Raw genomic sequence first — 17,561 nt, 5'->3', positions numbered from 1 at the left:
CGGCGGTGGCGACGCCGCGGATCACTTTGGAAGAGACGAAAGCAAAATTCCTCTTTTTACCCGACCCTTGCTGTAAACCACACCCGGAGAGGGGGATTCGTGTCCTTAATCACCTCATGACTATGCATCGTGAATCGACTTGGCATGCGTCTCACCAAGTAGCAGTATCCCCGGTCGTCCTGAGGGGGAAATTTTGGCGACCATTGAACTCGACCGTCCCGCAGAGACCACCGTCACTGCGGAGGGTCTCGACTTTGCAGAGGCAGTCAGGCCGTACGCCGACCAGCTCTACCCGGCAGCCCTGCGGATGACGAGGAATTCGGCGGATGCCGAAGACTTGGTTCAAGAGACCTTCACCAAGGCGTTCGCTAACTTCCACCAGTTCCGTGCGGGCACGAACCTGCGCGCCTGGCTCTACCGGATTCTCACCAACACCTTCATCAACGGCTACCGCAAGAAGCAGCGGGAGCCGCGCCAGGAAGTCACCGACGAGATCAAGGACTGGCAGTTGGCGGCGGCCGACGCGCACTCGTCCACCGGGTCGCGGTCGGCGGAGGCCGAAGTCCTCGACCGGCTGCCGGATTCCGCGATACGCACCGCGCTCGCCCAGCTGCCGGAAGAGTTCCGCATGGTCATCTACCTGATCGATGTCGAGGGCTTCTCCTACAAGGAAGTGGCGGAGCAGATGGACACCCCGTTGGGAACGGTGATGTCGCGGCTGCACCGGGCACGCCGGCAGCTTCGCGTGCTGCTCGCGGACTACGCCAAGGAGCGTGGCCTGTACGCGGACTGACCGCGTGCCCGGTCCCCTGCACGCCCGCGCACCCTCCTGGGCACCCGGTGGCTGAAGTATGCTGCGCTGATGCGCGGCAGTGCGGTCTGTCTTCTCCGACAGCGGCGGAGAAAAAGTACTAGGGTGGCCTAATTTTTACTTGGAACCCCTTATATTTTCTAGGAAGTCCTGGTAATTGGGGTTTTTCTTTTTCTGCGGGATGATAAGTCGGACGACGTGAGGTGTCGCAGGGTCTTGCGCTGCCCATAGTGATATCTGTCACGATGGGTGGTAGGGCTGTTCGACCCCACCCGTTACCCCGGGACGGGTCGGGCAGGCAACAGGCCGACCAGCGGTACCCCGTCAGTCGGCCCCGAGACCGAGGAGCGACAGGTGTCCGACAGCACCGTTCGTGAAGAGCCTGAGCTGATCCAGCTCTTGACCCCCGACGGAGAGTACGTCCCGCACCCTGACTACCCGTTCGAACCCGCCACGGCACAGGTCCGCGACCTCTACCGCGACCTCGTCCTCGTGCGGCGCCTCGACGCCGAAGCCGTGGCCCTGCAACGCCAAGGCGAACTGGGCCTGTGGGCCTCCCTTCTGGGCCAGGAGGCCGCGCAGATCGGTTCAGCCCGCGCCCTCGAACCGCAAGACATGGCCTTCCCGTCCTACCGGGAGCACGGGGTGGCCTGGTGCCGGGGAGTCCGCCCCCGGGACCTACTGGCCATGTTCCGCGGCGTCACCAACGGGGGCTGGGACCCGTACGAGCACAACTTCCACCTCTACACGATCGTCATCGGCAGCCAGACGCTGCACGCCACCGGGTACGCGATGGGTGTGCAGCGGGACGGGGCACTCGGTGAAGACGGCACCGCTGTCATCACCTACTTCGGCGACGGAGCCACCAGCCAGGGCGACACCAACGAAGCCTTCAACTACGCCGCGGTCAACAATGCCCCGGTCGTGTTCTTCTGCCAGAACAACCAGTGGGCCATCTCCGAGCCCAACGACCGCCAGAGCAAAGCGCCGATCTACCAGCGGGCAGCCGGCTTCGGCTTCCCCGGGATTCGCGTGGACGGCAACGACGTCTTCGCCTGCCTGGCGGTGACCCGCAAAGCCTTGCAGCACGCCCGCGAAGGGCAAGGCCCCACCCTGATCGAAGCGTTCACCTACCGGATGGGCGCGCACACCACCTCCGACGACCCCACCCGCTACCGGACGTCCGCAGAGATCGAAGAGTGGCGCCGCAAGGACCCCATCGCCCGGCTGCGGGCCTACCTGGTCCGCGAAGGCAAAGCCGACGACGGCTTCTTCGACGCGGTAGAAGCCGAGGCGGAGAAGCTCGGGGAGCAGGTCCGCGCCGAATGCCGCGCCCTGCCCGACCCTGCACCGCTGGACATCTTCCGCGAGGTCTACGCGGAACCGCACCGCGAGCTCGACCGGCAGCGCGCCGAATTCGCGGACTACCTGGCGTCGTTTGAGGGGGCGGAGGGAGCGGCCCGATGAGCGGAACCGAACTCACCCTGGGCAAGGCCATCAACGCGGGACTGCGCCGCGCCATGGAGAACGACCCGAAAGTCCTGGTGATGGGGGAGGACGTCGGACGGCTCGGCGGGGTCTTCCGCGTCACCGACGGCCTGTACAAGGACTTCGGCGCAGACCGGGTCATTGACACCCCGCTCGCAGAATCCGGCATCATCGGCACCGCGATCGGCCTGGCGCTCCGCGGCTACCGCCCGGTCTGCGAGATCCAGTTCGACGGGTTCTTCTTCCCCGCCGCCGACCAGACCTTCACCCAGCTCGCGAAACTGCGGGCCCGCTCCGAGGGACGGCTGAGCCTCCCCGTCGTGATCCGCATCCCCTACGGCGGCGGGATCGGTGCGGTGGAACACCACAGTGAGTCGCCCGAGGCCTACTTCACCCACACTGCCGGCCTGCGGGTGGTCACCGTAGCCACCCCCGAGGACGCCTACTGGATGATCCAGCAGGCCATCGCCTGCCCGGACCCGGTGGTCTTCCTCGAACCGAAACGCCGCTACTGGGACAAGGCCCCCGTCCGCACGGACGGCAGCGTGGACACCGCCACCCCGATGGGGGAAGCGCGGATCGTCCGCCCCGGTACCGACGTGACCCTGGTGGCCTACGGGCCGATGGTCAAGGTCGCGCTCCACGCTGCTGAAGCGGACACCGAGCGGTCCATCGAGGTCATCGACCTGCGGTCGCTCTCTCCCGTGGACTACGACACCGTCTACGAGTCGGTCCGCCGCACCGGACGGCTCGTCGTCACCCACGAAGCCCCGGTGACCAGCGGACTGGGCGCGGAAATCGCTGCCCGGGTCACCGAGGCCTGCTTCTACCACCTGGAAGCCCCGGTCATTCGCGTCGGCGGATTCGACACCCCCTATCCGCCGTCCCGGTTGGAGGAGTACTACCTCCCGGACCTGGACCGGGTCCTCGACGGTGTCGACCGCACGTTCGCGTACTAGAGGGCTGGGCATGACTCACCAAGGAATCCAACAGTTTGTGCTGCCCGACGTGGGCGAAGGCCTCACCGAGGCCGAGATCCTCACCTGGCACGTGCAGCCAGGGGACCAGGTTGACGTCAACCAGGTCATCTGCGAGATCGAAACGGCCAAGGCCGTCGTGGAACTCCCCAGCCCGTTTGCGGGTCGCGTCGAGGCGCTGCTGGTCGAGGCCGGGGAGACCGTCCCGGTCGGAACTCCGATCATCGCGGTGGACACCGGCGGTGCCGCGGGCGAGCCGCGGCCTGAGCCTGCTCCCGCCGCAGCCCCGGCGGAACCGCCAGCGGAGGAGAAGCGGGAACCGGTCCTCGTCGGCTACGGCGTCAAAAGCGGGGCCACCAAGCGCCGGGCCCGCCGCCGCACCCCTTCGGCCGTGCCGGCGCAGACCGTCGGCCAGCGCACCGTGGTGCTCGCCAAGCCTCCAGTGCGCAAACTGGCGAAAGACCTGGGGGTGGACCTGCGTACGGTCGTGCCCAGCGGGCCGAACGGGGTCATCACCCGAGACGATGTGCGGCGCCACGCCGAGCAGAACCAGCCGCAGCCCTCAGCGCCCCGCGTGCCCGAGCCGGCGGCGCCCGCACCGGCTGCGTCGCCTGCTCCCGAGCGGGACGTGCGGGAAGAGCGCATCCCGGTCAAGGGGGTGCTCAAGCACATGGCGGCGGCGATGGTCGACAGCGCGTTCACCGCACCGCACGTCACCGAGTTTCTGCAGGTGGACGTCACCAAGACCGTGAAGGTCGTGCAGAAGCTCCGACAGCGGCCGGAGTTCGCGGACGTGAAGGTCTCCCCGCTGCTGCTGGTCGCCCGGGCACTGCTTATCGCGGTGCGGCGGCACCCGCGGATCAACGCGTCCTGGGACGAGGCCAACCAGGAAGTCGTCGTCAAACACTACGTGAACCTGGGCATCGCGGCGGCCACGGATCGGGGCCTGGTGGTGCCCAACATCAAGGACGCCGACCGGCTGCCGCTGCCTGACTTGGCGCGGGCGTTGACCGACCTCACCGAGAAGGCGCGGGCGGGACAGACCGCCCCCGCGGACTTGACCGGCGGCACCATCACCATCACCAACATCGGCGTCTTCGGGATCGACGGCGGAACCCCCATCCTCAACCGGGGAGAGGCTGCGATCCTGGCCCTGGGGCAGATCCGCGACATGCCGTGGGTGCACAAGGGCAAGATCAAGATCCGCAAAGTGACGACACTGTCGCTCTCCTTCGACCACCGGCTGGTCGACGGGGAACTGGGATCGAAAGTGCTGCGCGACGTCGCCACTATCCTGGAAGACCCCGAGGAGATGGTGCTGGCATGGGGCTGATCGGCCTTGCCGGTGCGTGAGGCCCTGGGCACTGGAGGTCCTCCAGTGCCCAGGGCCGGTCTCTTATTCCGATTCAGCGTGCTCGAGGGTCAGGAGGGGCTGCTGTCGTCGGTAGACGCCTCAGGGCGTTGTTGCTCGTCCAAGGCAGTCCGGATGGCGTTTTCCGCAGCGTCGAGCGCAGTCCGGGCGGTAATCGCGTGGATGTGGGCGCGCTCCAAGTCCTCCAGCGCAATACAGTCAAACGACACTCGAGCGTCGTGGATCGCCTGCTGGAGCTGGCGGAGCGCCTCTTGAATCCCGACGTGCATGACTCCCCCTGGGATTGGTTCCTGCGGTGGGCGGGACAGCACCGACCGTCCCGTGTGTGTAGCGTGCCCCCGCCTGGCCAAGGTGAACAGGGGTTTCGTCAGTGCAGGCCAGTAGAGTCGCGGTATGACGGATAACCGTGCAGCCGCTCCCGGTTGGCACCTCGGCCCGCTGGTCGGCTTCGACATCGAGACGACCGGCATCAACCTGGAACAGGACCGTGTCGTCACTGCCGCGATCATCGAAACGGCTGCTGACGGCTCCCAGCGGACCCGGCGGACCTGGCTCGTCAACCCCGGAGTCGAGATTCCCCCCGAGGCCGTGGCGATCCACGGCATCAGCACCGAACTGGCGGTGGCCGACGGAATCCCCGCCCCCGTTGCCGTAGCGGAGATCACCGACCTGCTGGAGCAGGTACTCCAGTCGGGAACGCCGCTGGTCATCATGAACGCTCCCTTCGACCTCACCATCCTCGACCGGGAGTGCCGCCGCTACGGGGTGGTGCCGCTGTCGGAGCGGCTTGACACGGTCGCCCCGGTCATCGACCCCCTGATCCTGGACCGGCACATCGACCGCTACCGCAGGGGGAAACGCACTCTGGAAGCGCTCTGCGCCCACTACGGGGTCCCGTACGACGGTTCACATGAGGCGAGCGCGGACGCGGTAGCAGCTGCAGCAGTGGCCCGGGGGATCGGGCACGCCGCGGCGCACGTGGCTGCCCTGTCCCCTCGGGAGCTCCACGAACTGCAGGTGACCGCAGCTGCCCAGCAGGCCGAGTCTTTGGCGGCGTTCCTCCGCAGGAAAGGACTGAGTCCGGAGAGGGTCACCCGGGCATGGCCTCTGGTTCCCGTCCCTGGCACGCAGCCGAAGCTCATCTGACCTGGAGAAAACCCCGACGGAACGCATGAAACCCCCCGCTGCGGAAACAGAAAGGTGCACACTCGTCGTGCACCGTGCTTGTAGAGGGGGGTGGCGCGACTCCGCGCCAAGACGTCGTGGTACGACCAACTCACGGATCATCCGATACGACCACCAACTCGGCCGACAACCAAGACCTGCTGTGGGAACCGCCTCCCGTCCTCGAAGCGGAGCGGCCGCCGCGGACGGACTGGGCAGTGTTCCTCACCGCAGCAGCGTTCACCCTGGCCTTCGTCGCGTGGGGGGCGATCTCTGACGAGACGCTGGCCCAGGTCGCCGAGAACCTGCTGGCCGGGTTGATGCGCTACGGCGGCTGGGCGTTTGTGCTGGTCGCCGGAGTGTTCGTGGTGTTCGCGCTGTGGCTGGCCTTCAGCAAGTACGGGCAGATCCCCCTCGGCCGGGAGGGGGAGGAGCCCCAGTACACGACGGTGTCGTGGGTCGCCATGATGTTCGCCACCGGTATGGGGATCGGGCTGGTGTTCTACGGGGTGGCAGAACCCTTGGCCCACTACGTCACTCCCCCACCGGGCACGGATGCCGCGAGTGAATCGCAGCGGACTCTCACCGCGATCGCCACCACCTTGTTCCACTGGACCCTGTATCCGTGGGGCATCTACGCGGTGGTCGGCTTAGCGATCGCATACACCACCTTCCGCCGGGGGCACAGCCAGCTCATCAGCGCCGCGTTCATCCCGCTGTTCGGGGAGAGGGCCGCAAAAGGGCCGCTCGGCAAGGTGGTCGACGTGATCGCGATCCTGGCCACCCTGTTCGGGTCTGCCTGCTCGCTGGGGCTGGGGGCGCTGCAGATCGCGGGAGGGTTCCAGACCCTGGGGTGGACGAGCCAGACGACGTTCGGCCTGCTGTTTCTGATCATCGCGGCCATCATGGCCTGCTACCTGGTCTCCGCGGTCTCCGGAATCGCGCGGGGGATCAAGTGGCTGTCCAACACCAACATGGTGATGGCCGTGCTGCTGCTCGTCTTCGTGCTGGTCACCGGGCCGACCGTGTACATCCTGGACCTCGTGCCGGGCGCGGTGGCCACGTTCTTCCAGGACTTTTTTGAGATGGCGGGACGCACTCAGGCGGTCGGCGGCAACACCGCGGAGTGGCTGTCAACATGGACCGTGTTCTACTGGGCCTGGTGGATCTCGTGGACCCCGTTCGTGGGGCTGTTCATCGCCAAGATCAGCCGCGGCCGCACGATCAGGGAGTTCGTGGCCGGTGTCATCGTGGTGCCGAGCGTGGTCAGCCTGATCTGGTTCGTCATCTTCGGGTGCACGGCGATCCATTTCCAGCAGTCGGGGGTTGATCTAGCCGCGTCCAACCAGATCGAGGCGCAGTTCTACGGGATGCTGCAGAACCTGCCGTGGAGCGGCGTGGTGAACGTGGTGCTCGCCGTGCTGGTCGCGATCTTCTTCATCACCGGCGCGGACTCGGCATCCATTGTCATGGGCACGCTCACCCAAGGCGGAGTGGACAAGCCGCGGCTGGCCATGACCGTGCTGTGGGGGATGCTCATCGCGGCGGTGGCCGCGATCATGCTGCTCGTCGGCGAGGGCGGCAGCACCGCGATCGACGGGCTGCAGAACATCACCATCCTCGGGGCTGCTCCGTGGGCGATCGTCATGCTCCTGCTGTGTGTGGCCTTGCTGAAAGGGCTGCGGCGGGATCCTCTGGCGGTGCGGGAGCGCAAAGCCAGGGAGCTCATGGACGAGGCGGTCATCACCGGGGCCCGCACCTACGGGGAGAGCGGGTTCCAGTTCCCGGTGGCGCCGGCGCGGCGGGAGGAGGCGCCACCGCCGCCGCGGAAGGGTGACGGGGACGCCTCCGAAACGTAGTCGCCGCCTCAAGGACGCCGGGAGCGGCATGCAGCGCTGAACCTTCGTGCCGCGCCTAGTCAACGCGGACGAGACGGCGCAGCGTGAGGCGTTCCACCACTGTCCACGTGGTCGAGGTCACCAGGTAGATCCCGGAGGCCAAGGGGACGAACGCGGCGATGACCACGGTCAGGAACGGCAGGTAGGTGACGAACGCCGGCACGGGGGTGGGCTGTCCCGCAGCCGGGGCAGCGGAGAGTGCGGGCAGGGTCAACCACCGTCGGTTGGCCCACGCCACCGCGGCCAGTGCGGCGAGCAGCGCAGCGAACACGGGGAGAGCTCCGAGGTCACCGGACGCGAGGATGCGCGGCAGGGTCGACCCCAGCGGGGTTCCCGCGAACGGCAGCGCGAGGAGCGCGTTGGCGGAGCCGTCGATCTCCGGAACCGTGAACAGGGTGTAGAGCAGGGTGAACATCGGTGCTTGGGCGAGCGCAGGCAGGCATCCGGCGAACGGTGAGGCGCCTTCGCGGGCGTAGAGTTCCCGGGTCTTCGCGACGAGGCGCTCCGGGTTGTGGCCGTAACGCTCCCGAAGCGCGTAAAGCTGGGGCGCCAGGCGGGCGCGGATTTTCTCCCCGCGCACCTGGAGGTAGCTGAGGGGAAGCGTGAGTACGCGGGCGGCGAGGGTCAGGAAGGCAATCGTTGCTGCGGCGGACACCGGACCGAGGAACACGGCCAGGGTGCTGTGGACCGCCATGGTCAAGGCGTGGGCAGCGGCAAGGAACGCAGAGAACAGACCGAACACAGTGAACCAGGGCCTTTCGTGAGAAGGAGACGGGTGATCAGCGAAAGGCCGCGCGAGGCAGGAGACAGCAGCCCTGTCCCCGGAAGAAGAGAAGGAAGGGCGGTGCGGTCACGCGGCCGTAGCGGCCGCGCCGGGAGCCCGAGACCGGGGTTTACCGGGCACGTTAGGAGCCGCGGAGACGACCACGCCGACGCGCTGCTGCCAGCGGCGCAGGGCACTCGTCCGGGCATAGGGTTCGGTTGCGGATTCGGTCCGGACCGGGCGCGCGGGAAGGGCCAGCCACAGGAGGGCCGCGCCCACGGCCAGTGTGGCCGCCACGGTGAGCGAAGCCGGGTCCAGTGGGACACTGTCCACCCCGACCAGGAAGGACTGGGCGAGGAAGATCAGGAACGCCACAGCACCTCCCGTCGGTATCCGCACCGGATCTTTCTGTCGGTCCGTTGACACAGACGCACGGGACGGGGAGAGAGTTCCCGCCGGCGGACGGTTGTTCTGAGGACGGGGCCGGGACAGGCTGCGGGCCTGCCGCCCCGGTCGGGAAGAACAGGAGACACGCCGCCCCCACCTTCATTTACACGGGGTTTCCAACCGGTGACTATTGGTGGGGTCTTGTGTTTCAGGAGGTAGGAAACAAGCCGTGCCGTTGCGCCCGCACCATCTCACCGTCATGTTCGCCACTCTCGCGCCGACCGTGGACACTGCTGTGCACCGGACTGCTGGGCGGACAGTAAGGCCGGTGACGATCTGCTACGAGTCGGGCCACCGGCAGGTGTGTGCGGCCCCCGCCCACCGCCTCCGCCGTGACCAGGGCGGGGTGGTTGCGGTAGAGACCAGCGCGGATACCGGCTTCGTTCTCTACGCGGGAACGGCCTGCCACCCGACCCTGGCCGTGGGCTCGGGCCGCGGGCGGACAGAATTCGCCGCCCCGATCTGCGCGGCCACGATTCTGATCGAGGATGCGGCGCCCCGCGCGGACCGCATTCCGCTGCGCGTCCGCTAAGCGGCCGGTCCGCTCCCGCTTCCCCACGGTCCGGTTGAGGAGGCGGCGAGGGCGGCGAGCGCCTCCCACTGGGTCTCGTCGGCGAGAGCCGAGCCCACAGCGACGGCGCGGGCCCCCGCTGCCAGATAGTCCGCGGCGTTGTGCGCGGAGACCCCTCCTGTGGCGACCAAGTTGACCTCGGGGAACGGACCGCGCATCGCGGCGAACCATCCCGTGCCGAGCACGGTGGCCGGGAACGCTTTGAGCCAGGTGGCACCGTGGCGGAGCGCCTGCTGGATCTCGCTGGGGGTTGCGACGCCGGGCAGGTGCGGCAGCCCTGCTGCCAACGATGCGGCGAGGACTTCTCCATCGAAGCCGGGGGCCACGGTGAACGCGGCTCCTGCGTCGGCGGCCGCTGCCACCCGGTCCGGGGTGGTCACGGTTCCTGCCCCCACCGGGCGGCCGCGGCTGCGCCCCGCGGCGACTGCGGCGCGCAGCGCGGGAAGCGCGTCCGGGGATTGGATGGGAACTTCCACGAGGGCGATGCCCAGGTCCCAAGCGCGGTGGGCGTGGGCGACAGTGTCCTGTGCGGACAGGCCGCGCAGGATCGCCATGACCTGCTGGCCGGCGAAGAGGTCGGCGAAGTCCACGAGGTCACGCTCCGGAGAAGAGGGGGTCGGACGGGTCGAGGGGGAACAGGTCCGGGTCGGGGATGCAGAGGGCCGCCCAGGCGGCCGGGGACAGGGCGAGCAGACGCTCTCGAGCCTCCCGGGGCGGGAACGGAGCCAGGTCTGCGACGCTGAGCAGGGTGGCCGCGGCCATGATGTGCCCTAGCCGCAGGCATTCCTCAGGTGTGCGGTCGTCCAGCAGACCGGAGAGGAAGCCCGCCGCGAAGGCGTCTCCGGCACCGACGGCTTCCACCACGTCGACGCGGGGCGCGGGAACGAAGACCCGCCGGGCCCCGGTGTAGGAGGTGGCGCCCACGTCGGCGTCTTTGACGACGAGGAGCGGTACGTCTGGCAGGAGCGCCCGCACCTGGTCGGCGGTGGAGGCCTGCCAGAGCTGTTCCGCTTCGTCGCGGCCGACGAAGACGAGGTCGGCTGCGCGGGCCAGGTCGAGGAGCACGGGGGCAGCGTCGTCGGCCGGCCATAGGGCAGGACGGTAATTGACGTCGAAGGAGAGCAGCGGCCCGTGCGCGGGCCGGGAGACGAAGAGCCGCTGGACGAACGCGGCGCAACTGGTGGAGAGGGCCGGGGTGATACCGGACAGGTGGAGGAGCCGGGCGGTGCGGAGCTCCGGCCGTTCCGCCAGGCGGGGGCCGATCGCGGAGGCAGCAGATTCGCGCCGGTAGTAGTACACCCGGGTGCCTTTGGGCGCAGGGTCTTTGAGGTAGAGGCCGGTGGGGCGCTCCTGGTCGACCTCAACCAGACTGGTGTCCACCCCGTAGCGGGCCAGGGTCCGTGTGATGATCGCCCCGAAGGGGTCGTCTCCTACCCGGCTCATCCAGGCGACCCGGTGGCCCAGTCCGGCGAGGCCGCAGGCCACGTTGGACTCTGCGCCGCCGATCCGCGGGAGCAGCGGCGGCTGTTCGACCAGCGGGACTGCCGAGGCAGGAGAGAGCTGTCCCATGGTCTCGCCGATGCAGATCACGTCGTAGGAATCGGTTTCGGTCACCGTACCACCACCCTCCGCACCGCTGCCCGCAACATTAGCGCCTTGTGTCCTTGCCGGGCGGCGCGGGGCGGGCAGCGGTGCGGGGTGCCCGTCGAGGAACCGCTGTTCCGGGCGACTCGGCAACGCTCGGATGCAGGGGTGACGGGCGTTTTCCTGGGTGGCTTAGACGACCCGGCGCGCGGAGTTGAAGTTCTCCTCGTAGTGGCCGGACATGGAGACGATCTGGACGGTCTTGCCGCTTCCGGGCGCGTGGATGATCTGGTTGTCGCCGACATAGAGGGCGACATGGCTCGGCCCGGAGTAGAAAAAGACCAGGTCACCTGGGCGGAGCTGGGAACGGGATACCGGTTTGCCCTGGGTGGCCTGGTCGTAGGTCGTGCGTTTGAGGGTCACCCCCACCTGTCTGTATGACCATTGCACGAGGCCGGAACAGTCAAAAGCGTCCGGGCCGGCTGCCCCCCAGCGATAGGGGGCGCCGATCTTGCTTTCGGCATAGCGCACCGCCTCCTGGGCGATGCTCTGGCTGCCTTTCCCGCTGCCCTTCCCGCTGCGAACGTGCTGGTCTTCCTGCGAGGAGTCCGCTGCCGGGTCCACGCGGTGTGCGGCACCGGTGACCGGGGTGGCGTTCGCGACGCTGATCGTGGCGGCCAACGCCAGGGCGGAGAAGGCCGTGGCGGCCCGGCCGATGAGACGCGAAGCGTTGCCTCGTGGAGACCGACCGAAACCCTCGTTGCAGAGCATGGTGTCTTCCCTCGATATGTAGACAAAGGACACATTCGTCGTGTGGAAGGGGATGACTCTGCCAACCGAAACACAAGGACACTGCGACGACGGATATAAAAAGCAGATCGGCGTGTCACGCCGAATCAATTGCTGGAAACGGCTGTCGGCGAATGAATCGCAACGTCGGGGAGTCGGGGGTGGCGGCGCGGGGAAGGCGGCGTGGCGGTCGGGAAGGGGGAGGGGAAGCCGGTTCGTCCGTTATCGGGGCAAGCCTTGCTAGTAAGCACATCCCGCGATGTCACGGAGAGGTCACGGGCAGAGTTAACGCAGACTTTATACATCCGATCATCCTATGAATTGTGTGCGTGTCGGCTGATCCGAATCTGTCACCGGAGTCCCGAGATCGATGTCGATGGTGCGCGCCGGAAAAAAATCGCTTTCTGGAATTTATTGACTACTTCTTGGCGTCGACAAAACCAGGGGAAATGATATTTCCGGCAATCGTAGAAAAGGTTGTCAACTAGCGGAGTCCGGGAGGAACGTGTGCGGGATGGCCGGGAGAAGGCCGTGGTCTCAGCCGATTCCAAAAGTGCTCCGTGCCGGAACCGGCATTGTTCGCCCATGGGTCCAGGGGGAAGCGGAGGACCGGGGCAAAGGCGCGGCTGAGCCGCAGGCGAAAACTGCGGAGCCGGCAAGGGTGCGGAAACGCGCCGCCCCTCTCCACCACCCTGGAAGGGGCCGCTGCCGCGGCGGCCGGGAACGCGCACCCGTCCAGCGGATTTCCCCCGCACACTCCATGGCGAGGAGCATGACCGGAACTGTCCCCACCGGCACAGACCGTTATCCGTGTATGCCCCAATATGGGGCATCGTCCGGTATTTCACCGCTGTGGGCTACGATTTCGGAAGCCATGATTATCCGTGAGGCCACTCGGTCTGACCTCGGTGCGATCCTGCGCCTCCTGCGTGAACTAGGGGAGGAGGCCCCAGCGCAGGGTGGCACCGTTCGCATGTCCTCAGCCACAGTCCGGGCCTGGACGCGCATCGAGAACGACCCGGAGCGCACCGTGCTGGTCGCCGAGCGCCGCGGACAGATCATCGGCACCCTCGACCTCATCATGATCGCCAACCTCACCCACGACGCGCAGCCGTGGGCGGTGATCGACAACATGGTGGTGGACGCGGCCTACCGGCGCACCGGAATCGGCCGGGCCCTGGTGGAGGAGGCGATCAACCGCGCCATCCAGGCCGGGTGCTACAAGATCGAAATGCTCACCCACGAAAGCCAGGGCAGCGCCTACGAATTCTGCCGCGCAATGGGATTCACTATCGCCACCGAAGGCTTCCGCCGCTACCTGTAAGCCGCATCCAACGGTGAGGGGGGTGGAACATGGCACGTTCCACCCCCCTCACCGTGCTGCGTTACGGCACGCGGCTAGAAGCCGCCGCCGGAGGAGTCTGAGCCTCCCGAGCTTCCCGAATCCGAGGAGCCCGCGGAGCTTCCCGCGTTCGAGGAGCCGGCGGAGCTTCCCGAGTCCGCAGAGCTGGCGGAGTCTGCAGGCACGGACGCCTGGTACACGCCGGTCAGTTCCGTGGACGGAGGCGGCGGCGTAGGAGAGCTGCCCGCGTCAGTCGGTGCTGGACCCGCGTAACGAAACCCTTGAGGACGCCCGGGAATGGGACGCGCTCCCTGCGCGGCCGGGGCGCTCTTCACCTGGTTCTCCGCCTTCCCATCCGCCGCGGCTCCGCTGCTCGCCGGGTTGAGGCGGGCCGTGGGCTCCTTGTCGGCCGGGTTGAGGCGGGCCGTGGGCTCGTTGTCAGGGGAAGCGGGACGCTGGGCGTTGGCCGCACCCTCGGGCTCCGCCGCCTGGGGGGAGGACTGCTTGCTCGAGGCCGCGGAGGCCGACTCCTTGTCCGTGCTGCCTTCGAAGTCGGACCGTTTGAGCCCGGCGTCCAGCGCACCGGCCTTGGCTTCGGCTTTGAGGAGCTCCGCCAGGGTGTCGCGCATGTCGTTGAGGCGGCGCACCGCCTCCCCGTGCGTGGCCACCAGGCGCTTGAGCCGCCGGTCCGCGACATCGTGGATCTTGTTGGCCCGCGCCTCGGCCTCGTTCAGCTTGCGCTCCGCTTCCTTGGCTGCCTCCTCGCGCAGCCGCTCGGCCTCCTGCTTGGTGGAGGTGAGCAGCTCCTTGGCTTCGTCCCGAGCGCCGTTGACGATCCGCTCCGCCTGCTCCTGGGCGCTCTTGATCTTGGCCTTGGCCTCCTCCTCGGCCTTGGCCCGGATCTCCTTGACTTCCTTGTCGACCTGAGCTCGCTTGTCAGCGGCCTCTTCCTCCGCGATGCGCAGGATGTTGGCCAGCCGCTCGCTGATCTGCTCGTGTTCCGGCTTGACCGCGGCCTTGGCTTTGGCCTCGGCGAGTTCGCGACGCAACTGCTCCAGCTCGTCGTGGGCGCGGGCGAGGCGCTCCTGGAGGTCGCGGAGCTGGTTGTGGTTGCGGACGACGAAGTCGTCGACCTGACGCTTGTCGTAGCCGCCCTTGCGGACGGTGGGGAAGGCGTCTTCGCGCAGCAGGTTCGGGAATATCTCAGGAATGCGTTCGTTCATGTCCTCGGTTACCAGGTCGACAATGATCGGATCTGGAGGGATGGATTTTTGCTCTTGTCTATCGTTCCCATAACACCTCTGAAACGAGATGTGGGAATCCTCATCTGAGGTGGGGGAACGCGAGGGGCGAGCGGGGAACGGACAGTGTGCGGGGTGGCCCCGGGGCAGCGGCGCGTCCCGGTGGTGACATTGTTCCGAGGCCCGCTCGGCAGTGGCGTGCGGCGACCTCACAGAGCCGCCCAGAAGCCATCCCACTAAAGTATGGGCGATTGTGCCCGTGCATGGACGGTATCGGTCATCTTCGCTGTCCGCACGTGCCTGTGGGTGGGAGGAGATGCCATGTCCGGTAGCGGAGAGCGACCGCACATCGGCTCTGCGGAGTTCGGCGAGCCGACGATCCACCCCGACGCTTGGATCGCGCCGGGAGCAGTGGTCGTAGGCAGGGTCCGTATCGGGGCCCACAGCAGTGTCTGGTACGGCTCAGTGCTGCGCGCCGACACCGAGGACATCATCGTGGGGGAACGCTGCAACATTCAAGACCTGTGCTGCCTGCACGCGGACCCGGGAGAGCCTGCGATCCTCGGTAACGGGGTGAGCCTCGGCCACAAGGCGATGGTGCACGGCGCGGTCGTGGAGGACGGCGCGCTGATCGGGATCAACGCGGTGGTCCTGGGCGGGGCCACCGTGGAGGCGGGAGCGCTGGTCGCTGCCGGTGCCCTCGTGCCGCCGGGGAGGCGGGTGCCCGCAGGCACCCTGTGGGCGGGCGTGCCAGGCAAAGTCATCCGGGAGCTGACCGACGCCGAGCGGGAGAACCTGGTGGGCACCGCCGAACGGTACGTGGGGTATGCCGCGCAGCACCGCGGCGTGACGTGGCGTTGAGCCGCACCAGGGGCGCTGCCCGCTGAGAGCGGGTGTGCGTGGCTGAGCCCTCGCATGCGGGAGACGGCGCTCGGACCGTGGCTTCGCGGGGCGGCGCTCGGGAATAGCTGGTGCGCGGTCCCGGCCCCGGTACCGCGGGTTCGAAGGCGTGCCGTGGTGCATCTGCTGCGGATACGGCCGGATCTGCTCAGACTTCGGCGGCGGACTGCCCGGCCGGGGACCCTGCTGCCATGCGGGAGCTGCCGGACTGTGCTGCGCAGGCAGTATCCGCGCATCCGCGGGGTCCTAGGCACAACGGGCTACCCCGGCATAGACCGATCCGGTAGCGGACTGCGCCCCGCCTGGGCAGGGCGCACCTGAGCGTGGCAATGAGGTCACCGACTGGCATCTTCTTTCGGGGCAGCCGTGACCCGGCGGCGCCGGATGTGCGCTCGACGGCGCAGGGCCGCGGCGCCGGGCAGAACACCCAGGCGGCGCTCCGGCGGGGCAGGCCGACGGAGCGTATCTCGTGCAGTTTCCCTGTGTGACGCATCTATTCCGAAGCGTGAAGCGAGGAGAAAAGTCTGGATGGGGCATGAGCGCCACCGGTCCATGCCACTAGCGGCTTCTCGCTCCGGTTTTCTTTTCTGCCGCTTCAGTCACGGTTTCCGGGGTTGCCCGGGACTCCGGTTTTCCCCGGAAGAAGACGGTGCAGGGCACGGCTTGCGTTCGGTTTCCTTCGCCGTTGTCCGGGGATATTCCGCCCATGGTGTCGGCGGGAGAGGATTGCGATAAGTCTCGGCTGTCGCGCTGCCATACCTGCCTCGTGCCCGCGCGCCCCGGGAGAAGCGGAACAGCCGTGGTGCGGCGCGGAGCGGGAGCACCTCGGGCACCGAGCTACGCGTCGAAGCGACGGCAGAAATAGCGGACTCCCGAGGGTGTTCTCCGTATTTTTTCCACGCTTTTTCCTAAGAGTGCGGAGAACTCGTGCAGTCCGGGGGCGGTTCATAAAAAATAGAGATCCCGTCCCGCAAATCTTCCTGTATTTCGGGTGTGCCTCTGGGGCGAGAAAGCACTTGAGTGGAGTTGTTTTTCTCTTCGGAAATATCCTTCCCGGGGTTCCGGAAGGCGGTAAAAACGCCTCGCGGCTGGGGAGGTGCGGCCAGAAGGCTGAGGACAGTGCAAGGAGGAAAGCAGCGGTCCCCGGGCCGTCACAAAGAGTCACTATCTCCTGGTAGACAGGTGCGGAGAGTGCCTGGTCGGGGTGGGGAAGCCGGGGTGGCGGCGGGGGGTCCGAGCCGTGCCGCCGCGCGGCTGCAGGGGCGGTGCGGGCGGTGTGCAGAGAAACCTCCTGATGCTCTCTCTTTGTTATGGAGGTGGATCAAAAATGTTATTAGTCATTTTCAAGTCATATTTATGTGAGGGCAGTGGCCGGTGGGGAGAGAAGAGCGATTGAACTAGTCCGTTCGGTCATTGGAAACACGGAATCCCTGACATTGAGTAACTAGATCGCTCCGCGGTTGAAAAATGGTCCCGATGGGCCATGGTCTGTCGGCTACCGGTACGTAATCTGGGGTGAGACGGTGGGGAGGGCTCGTCCGGACATGTCCGGAACGAGGAAAGCTCTGAGGACAGACTCGGACCGGAGGTGACACGGATGGACATCGATCCTCACGTACCTCTCCACGACGCCGTGGCTTTAGCGGAGATCGACCTGTACACCGACGTGCTGGCCGCGGTGGGGGAAGCTGATGCCCCACTCACGACCGACGAACTCGACCGGGTCCTGGGACTGCGCCCCCGCACCGCCCAGTCCGCCTCCCCGATGCGGCTCGTCCTCGACGAGCCAGTCAGCCAGGAAACGCCTGAACTCTCCTGCTAGCCGCCCGGCGCGGTCGGACGAGATACCCGCGGCGCGAGCGCGGCTGCGCGATCCAGTGCGGGGCGGACACTGGGTCGGACCAGCACTTCTGGACCGCGTCCATCAACCGGGATACGGACGTGCTGTCCCGCGGCGAACGACACATACCTCACTACGCGCGAGCGGGAGACGCGGATGCGCCAGTTCGGGGGCGCTCCCCGCATCACGCCACGGCCGCCACGCGCCCCAAAGAGAGGGCCCGGCCCTGCCTGCCCCGGCTGCCCCGCGGTGAGCTCCTGACGCTCCCTGCGGTCCTGTTCTCGGGGCTGCCCGAGCCTTTCCTGCGCCATGCCTCCTCACCGGCGCCGTAGCGCACAAGGGCCGCGGACGCCGGGGCGGATCACCCCGACGGC

General features: G+C 67.4%; 17 protein-coding genes. 10 read left to right on the top strand and 7 right to left on the bottom strand.

Annotated features, from left to right (window positions below; translation table 11 throughout):
• Positions 1–193 precede the first annotated feature (193 nt).
• The 4 genes from CW348_RS02405 to CW348_RS02390 all read left to right on the top strand — a co-directional run bounded on the left by CW348_RS02405 (position 194) and on the right by CW348_RS02390 (position 4,609).
• Positions 194–793: a sigma-70 family RNA polymerase sigma factor gene (locus CW348_RS02405; protein WP_011290626.1), complete on the top strand. Its 600-nt coding sequence runs from the start codon at positions 194–196 to the stop codon at positions 791–793.
• A gap of 372 nt (positions 794–1,165) precedes the next feature.
• Complete coding sequence (pdhA, locus tag CW348_RS02400; protein WP_016188044.1) at positions 1,166–2,278, top strand: pyruvate dehydrogenase (acetyl-transferring) E1 component subunit alpha; 1,113 nt, start codon at positions 1,166–1,168, stop codon at positions 2,276–2,278.
• A complete protein-coding gene (locus CW348_RS02395) occupies positions 2,275–3,258 on the top strand; it encodes an alpha-ketoacid dehydrogenase subunit beta (protein WP_011290628.1) in 984 nt (327 codons plus the stop codon). The genes pdhA and CW348_RS02395 overlap by 4 nt, the downstream gene beginning before the upstream one ends.
• A gap of 10 nt (positions 3,259–3,268) precedes the next feature.
• Entirely contained in the window at positions 3,269–4,609 is a 1,341-nt protein-coding gene (locus CW348_RS02390; protein WP_016188045.1) for a dihydrolipoamide acetyltransferase family protein, read from the top strand.
• Positions 4,610–4,698: 89 nt separating this feature from the next.
• Here CW348_RS02390 and CW348_RS02385 read toward each other — a convergent pair whose 3' ends face one another.
• Positions 4,699–4,917: a hypothetical protein gene (locus CW348_RS02385; protein WP_016188046.1), complete on the bottom strand. Its 219-nt coding sequence runs from the start codon at positions 4,915–4,917 to the stop codon at positions 4,699–4,701.
• A 124-nt stretch (positions 4,918–5,041) separates the two neighbouring features.
• Here CW348_RS02385 and CW348_RS02380 point away from each other — a divergent pair, with 124 nt between their 5' ends.
• Both CW348_RS02380 and CW348_RS02375 read left to right on the top strand, forming a co-directional pair.
• On the top strand, positions 5,042–5,794 hold the full coding sequence (locus tag CW348_RS02380; RefSeq protein WP_011290630.1) for a 3'-5' exonuclease: 753 nt from the start codon (positions 5,042–5,044) through the stop codon (positions 5,792–5,794).
• A gap of 116 nt (positions 5,795–5,910) precedes the next feature.
• Positions 5,911–7,671 (top strand): BCCT family transporter, encoded by a 1,761-nt coding sequence (locus CW348_RS02375; protein ID WP_104612989.1) that lies wholly within the window; start codon positions 5,911–5,913, stop codon positions 7,669–7,671.
• Between the two features lie 55 nt (positions 7,672–7,726).
• Here CW348_RS02375 and CW348_RS02370 read toward each other — a convergent pair whose 3' ends face one another.
• Both CW348_RS02370 and CW348_RS02365 read right to left on the bottom strand, forming a co-directional pair.
• Positions 7,727–8,452, bottom strand: a complete 726-nt coding sequence (locus CW348_RS02370; protein ID WP_011290632.1) for a membrane protein insertase YidC — start codon at positions 8,450–8,452, stop codon at positions 7,727–7,729.
• Positions 8,453–8,560: 108 nt separating this feature from the next.
• Entirely contained in the window at positions 8,561–8,848 is a 288-nt protein-coding gene (locus tag CW348_RS02365; protein ID WP_016188048.1) for a DUF6412 domain-containing protein, read from the bottom strand.
• A gap of 241 nt (positions 8,849–9,089) precedes the next feature.
• Between CW348_RS02365 and CW348_RS02360 the strand changes: the two genes are divergently transcribed.
• Positions 9,090–9,452 (top strand): hypothetical protein, encoded by a 363-nt coding sequence (locus CW348_RS02360; protein WP_016188049.1) that lies wholly within the window; start codon positions 9,090–9,092, stop codon positions 9,450–9,452.
• Here the strand turns inward: CW348_RS02360 and CW348_RS02355 are convergent.
• From CW348_RS02355 to CW348_RS02345, 3 genes are all read right to left on the bottom strand, one after another.
• A complete protein-coding gene (locus CW348_RS02355) occupies positions 9,449–10,081 on the bottom strand; it encodes a bifunctional 4-hydroxy-2-oxoglutarate aldolase/2-dehydro-3-deoxy-phosphogluconate aldolase (RefSeq protein ID WP_011290635.1) in 633 nt (210 codons plus the stop codon). The two genes, CW348_RS02360 and CW348_RS02355, sit on opposite strands and share 4 nt — an antisense overlap.
• 4 nt (positions 10,082–10,085) lie before the next feature.
• A complete protein-coding gene (locus tag CW348_RS02350; protein WP_011290636.1) occupies positions 10,086–11,105 on the bottom strand; it encodes a sugar kinase in 1,020 nt (339 codons plus the stop codon).
• Positions 11,106–11,267: 162 nt separating this feature from the next.
• Positions 11,268–11,846 carry a C40 family peptidase gene (locus tag CW348_RS02345; protein WP_016188051.1) on the bottom strand — a complete coding sequence of 193 codons (579 nt, stop codon included), beginning with the start codon at positions 11,844–11,846 and terminating at the stop codon, positions 11,268–11,270.
• 892 nt (positions 11,847–12,738) lie between these two features.
• On the opposite strand from CW348_RS02345, the gene CW348_RS02340 reads away from it, so the two are divergent.
• Positions 12,739–13,188: a GNAT family N-acetyltransferase gene (locus CW348_RS02340; RefSeq protein WP_016188052.1), complete on the top strand. Its 450-nt coding sequence runs from the start codon at positions 12,739–12,741 to the stop codon at positions 13,186–13,188.
• A gap of 74 nt (positions 13,189–13,262) precedes the next feature.
• On the opposite strand, the gene CW348_RS02335 is transcribed toward CW348_RS02340, so the two are convergent.
• On the bottom strand, positions 13,263–14,429 hold the full coding sequence (locus tag CW348_RS02335) for a hypothetical protein (RefSeq protein WP_011290639.1): 1,167 nt from the start codon (positions 14,427–14,429) through the stop codon (positions 13,263–13,265).
• Between the two features lie 339 nt (positions 14,430–14,768).
• On the opposite strand from CW348_RS02335, the gene CW348_RS02330 reads away from it, so the two are divergent.
• Together CW348_RS02330 and CW348_RS02325 are read left to right on the top strand one after the other, a co-directional pair.
• Positions 14,769–15,308 carry a gamma carbonic anhydrase family protein gene (locus tag CW348_RS02330; protein WP_016188053.1) on the top strand — a complete coding sequence of 180 codons (540 nt, stop codon included), beginning with the start codon at positions 14,769–14,771 and terminating at the stop codon, positions 15,306–15,308.
• 1,636 nt (positions 15,309–16,944) lie between these two features.
• A complete protein-coding gene (locus tag CW348_RS02325; protein ID WP_011290641.1) occupies positions 16,945–17,169 on the top strand; it encodes a hypothetical protein in 225 nt (74 codons plus the stop codon).
• Positions 17,170–17,561 lie beyond the last annotated feature (392 nt).

This window comes from Thermobifida sp., assembly GCF_017577275.1.
Classification (GTDB): Bacteria; Actinomycetota; Actinomycetes; order Streptosporangiales; family Streptosporangiaceae; genus Thermobifida; species Thermobifida fusca.
Note: the sequence above shows the minus strand (reverse complement) of the source record. Positions and strands in the feature narration are given on the sequence as shown.

Excerpts from the sequence above, each read along its gene's own strand:
- CW348_RS02380 (WP_011290630.1), top strand. The coding sequence starts at position 5,042 with ATGACGGATAACCGTGCAGCCGCTCCCGGTTGGCACCTCGGCCCGCTG.
- CW348_RS02340 (WP_016188052.1), top strand. The coding sequence starts at position 12,739 with ATGATTATCCGTGAGGCCACTCGGTCTGACCTCGGTGCGATCCTGCGC.
- CW348_RS02330 (WP_016188053.1), top strand. The coding sequence starts at position 14,769 with ATGTCCGGTAGCGGAGAGCGACCGCACATCGGCTCTGCGGAGTTCGGC.
- CW348_RS02335 (WP_011290639.1), bottom strand. The coding sequence starts at position 14,429 with ATGAACGAACGCATTCCTGAGATATTCCCGAACCTGCTGCGCGAAGAC.
- CW348_RS02390 (WP_016188045.1), top strand. The coding sequence starts at position 3,269 with ATGACTCACCAAGGAATCCAACAGTTTGTGCTGCCCGACGTGGGCGAA.
- CW348_RS02345 (WP_016188051.1), bottom strand. The coding sequence starts at position 11,846 with ATGCTCTGCAACGAGGGTTTCGGTCGGTCTCCACGAGGCAACGCTTCG.
- CW348_RS02395 (WP_011290628.1), top strand. The coding sequence starts at position 2,275 with ATGAGCGGAACCGAACTCACCCTGGGCAAGGCCATCAACGCGGGACTG.
- CW348_RS02325 (WP_011290641.1), top strand. The coding sequence starts at position 16,945 with ATGGACATCGATCCTCACGTACCTCTCCACGACGCCGTGGCTTTAGCG.
- CW348_RS02385 (WP_016188046.1), bottom strand. The coding sequence starts at position 4,917 with ATGCACGTCGGGATTCAAGAGGCGCTCCGCCAGCTCCAGCAGGCGATC.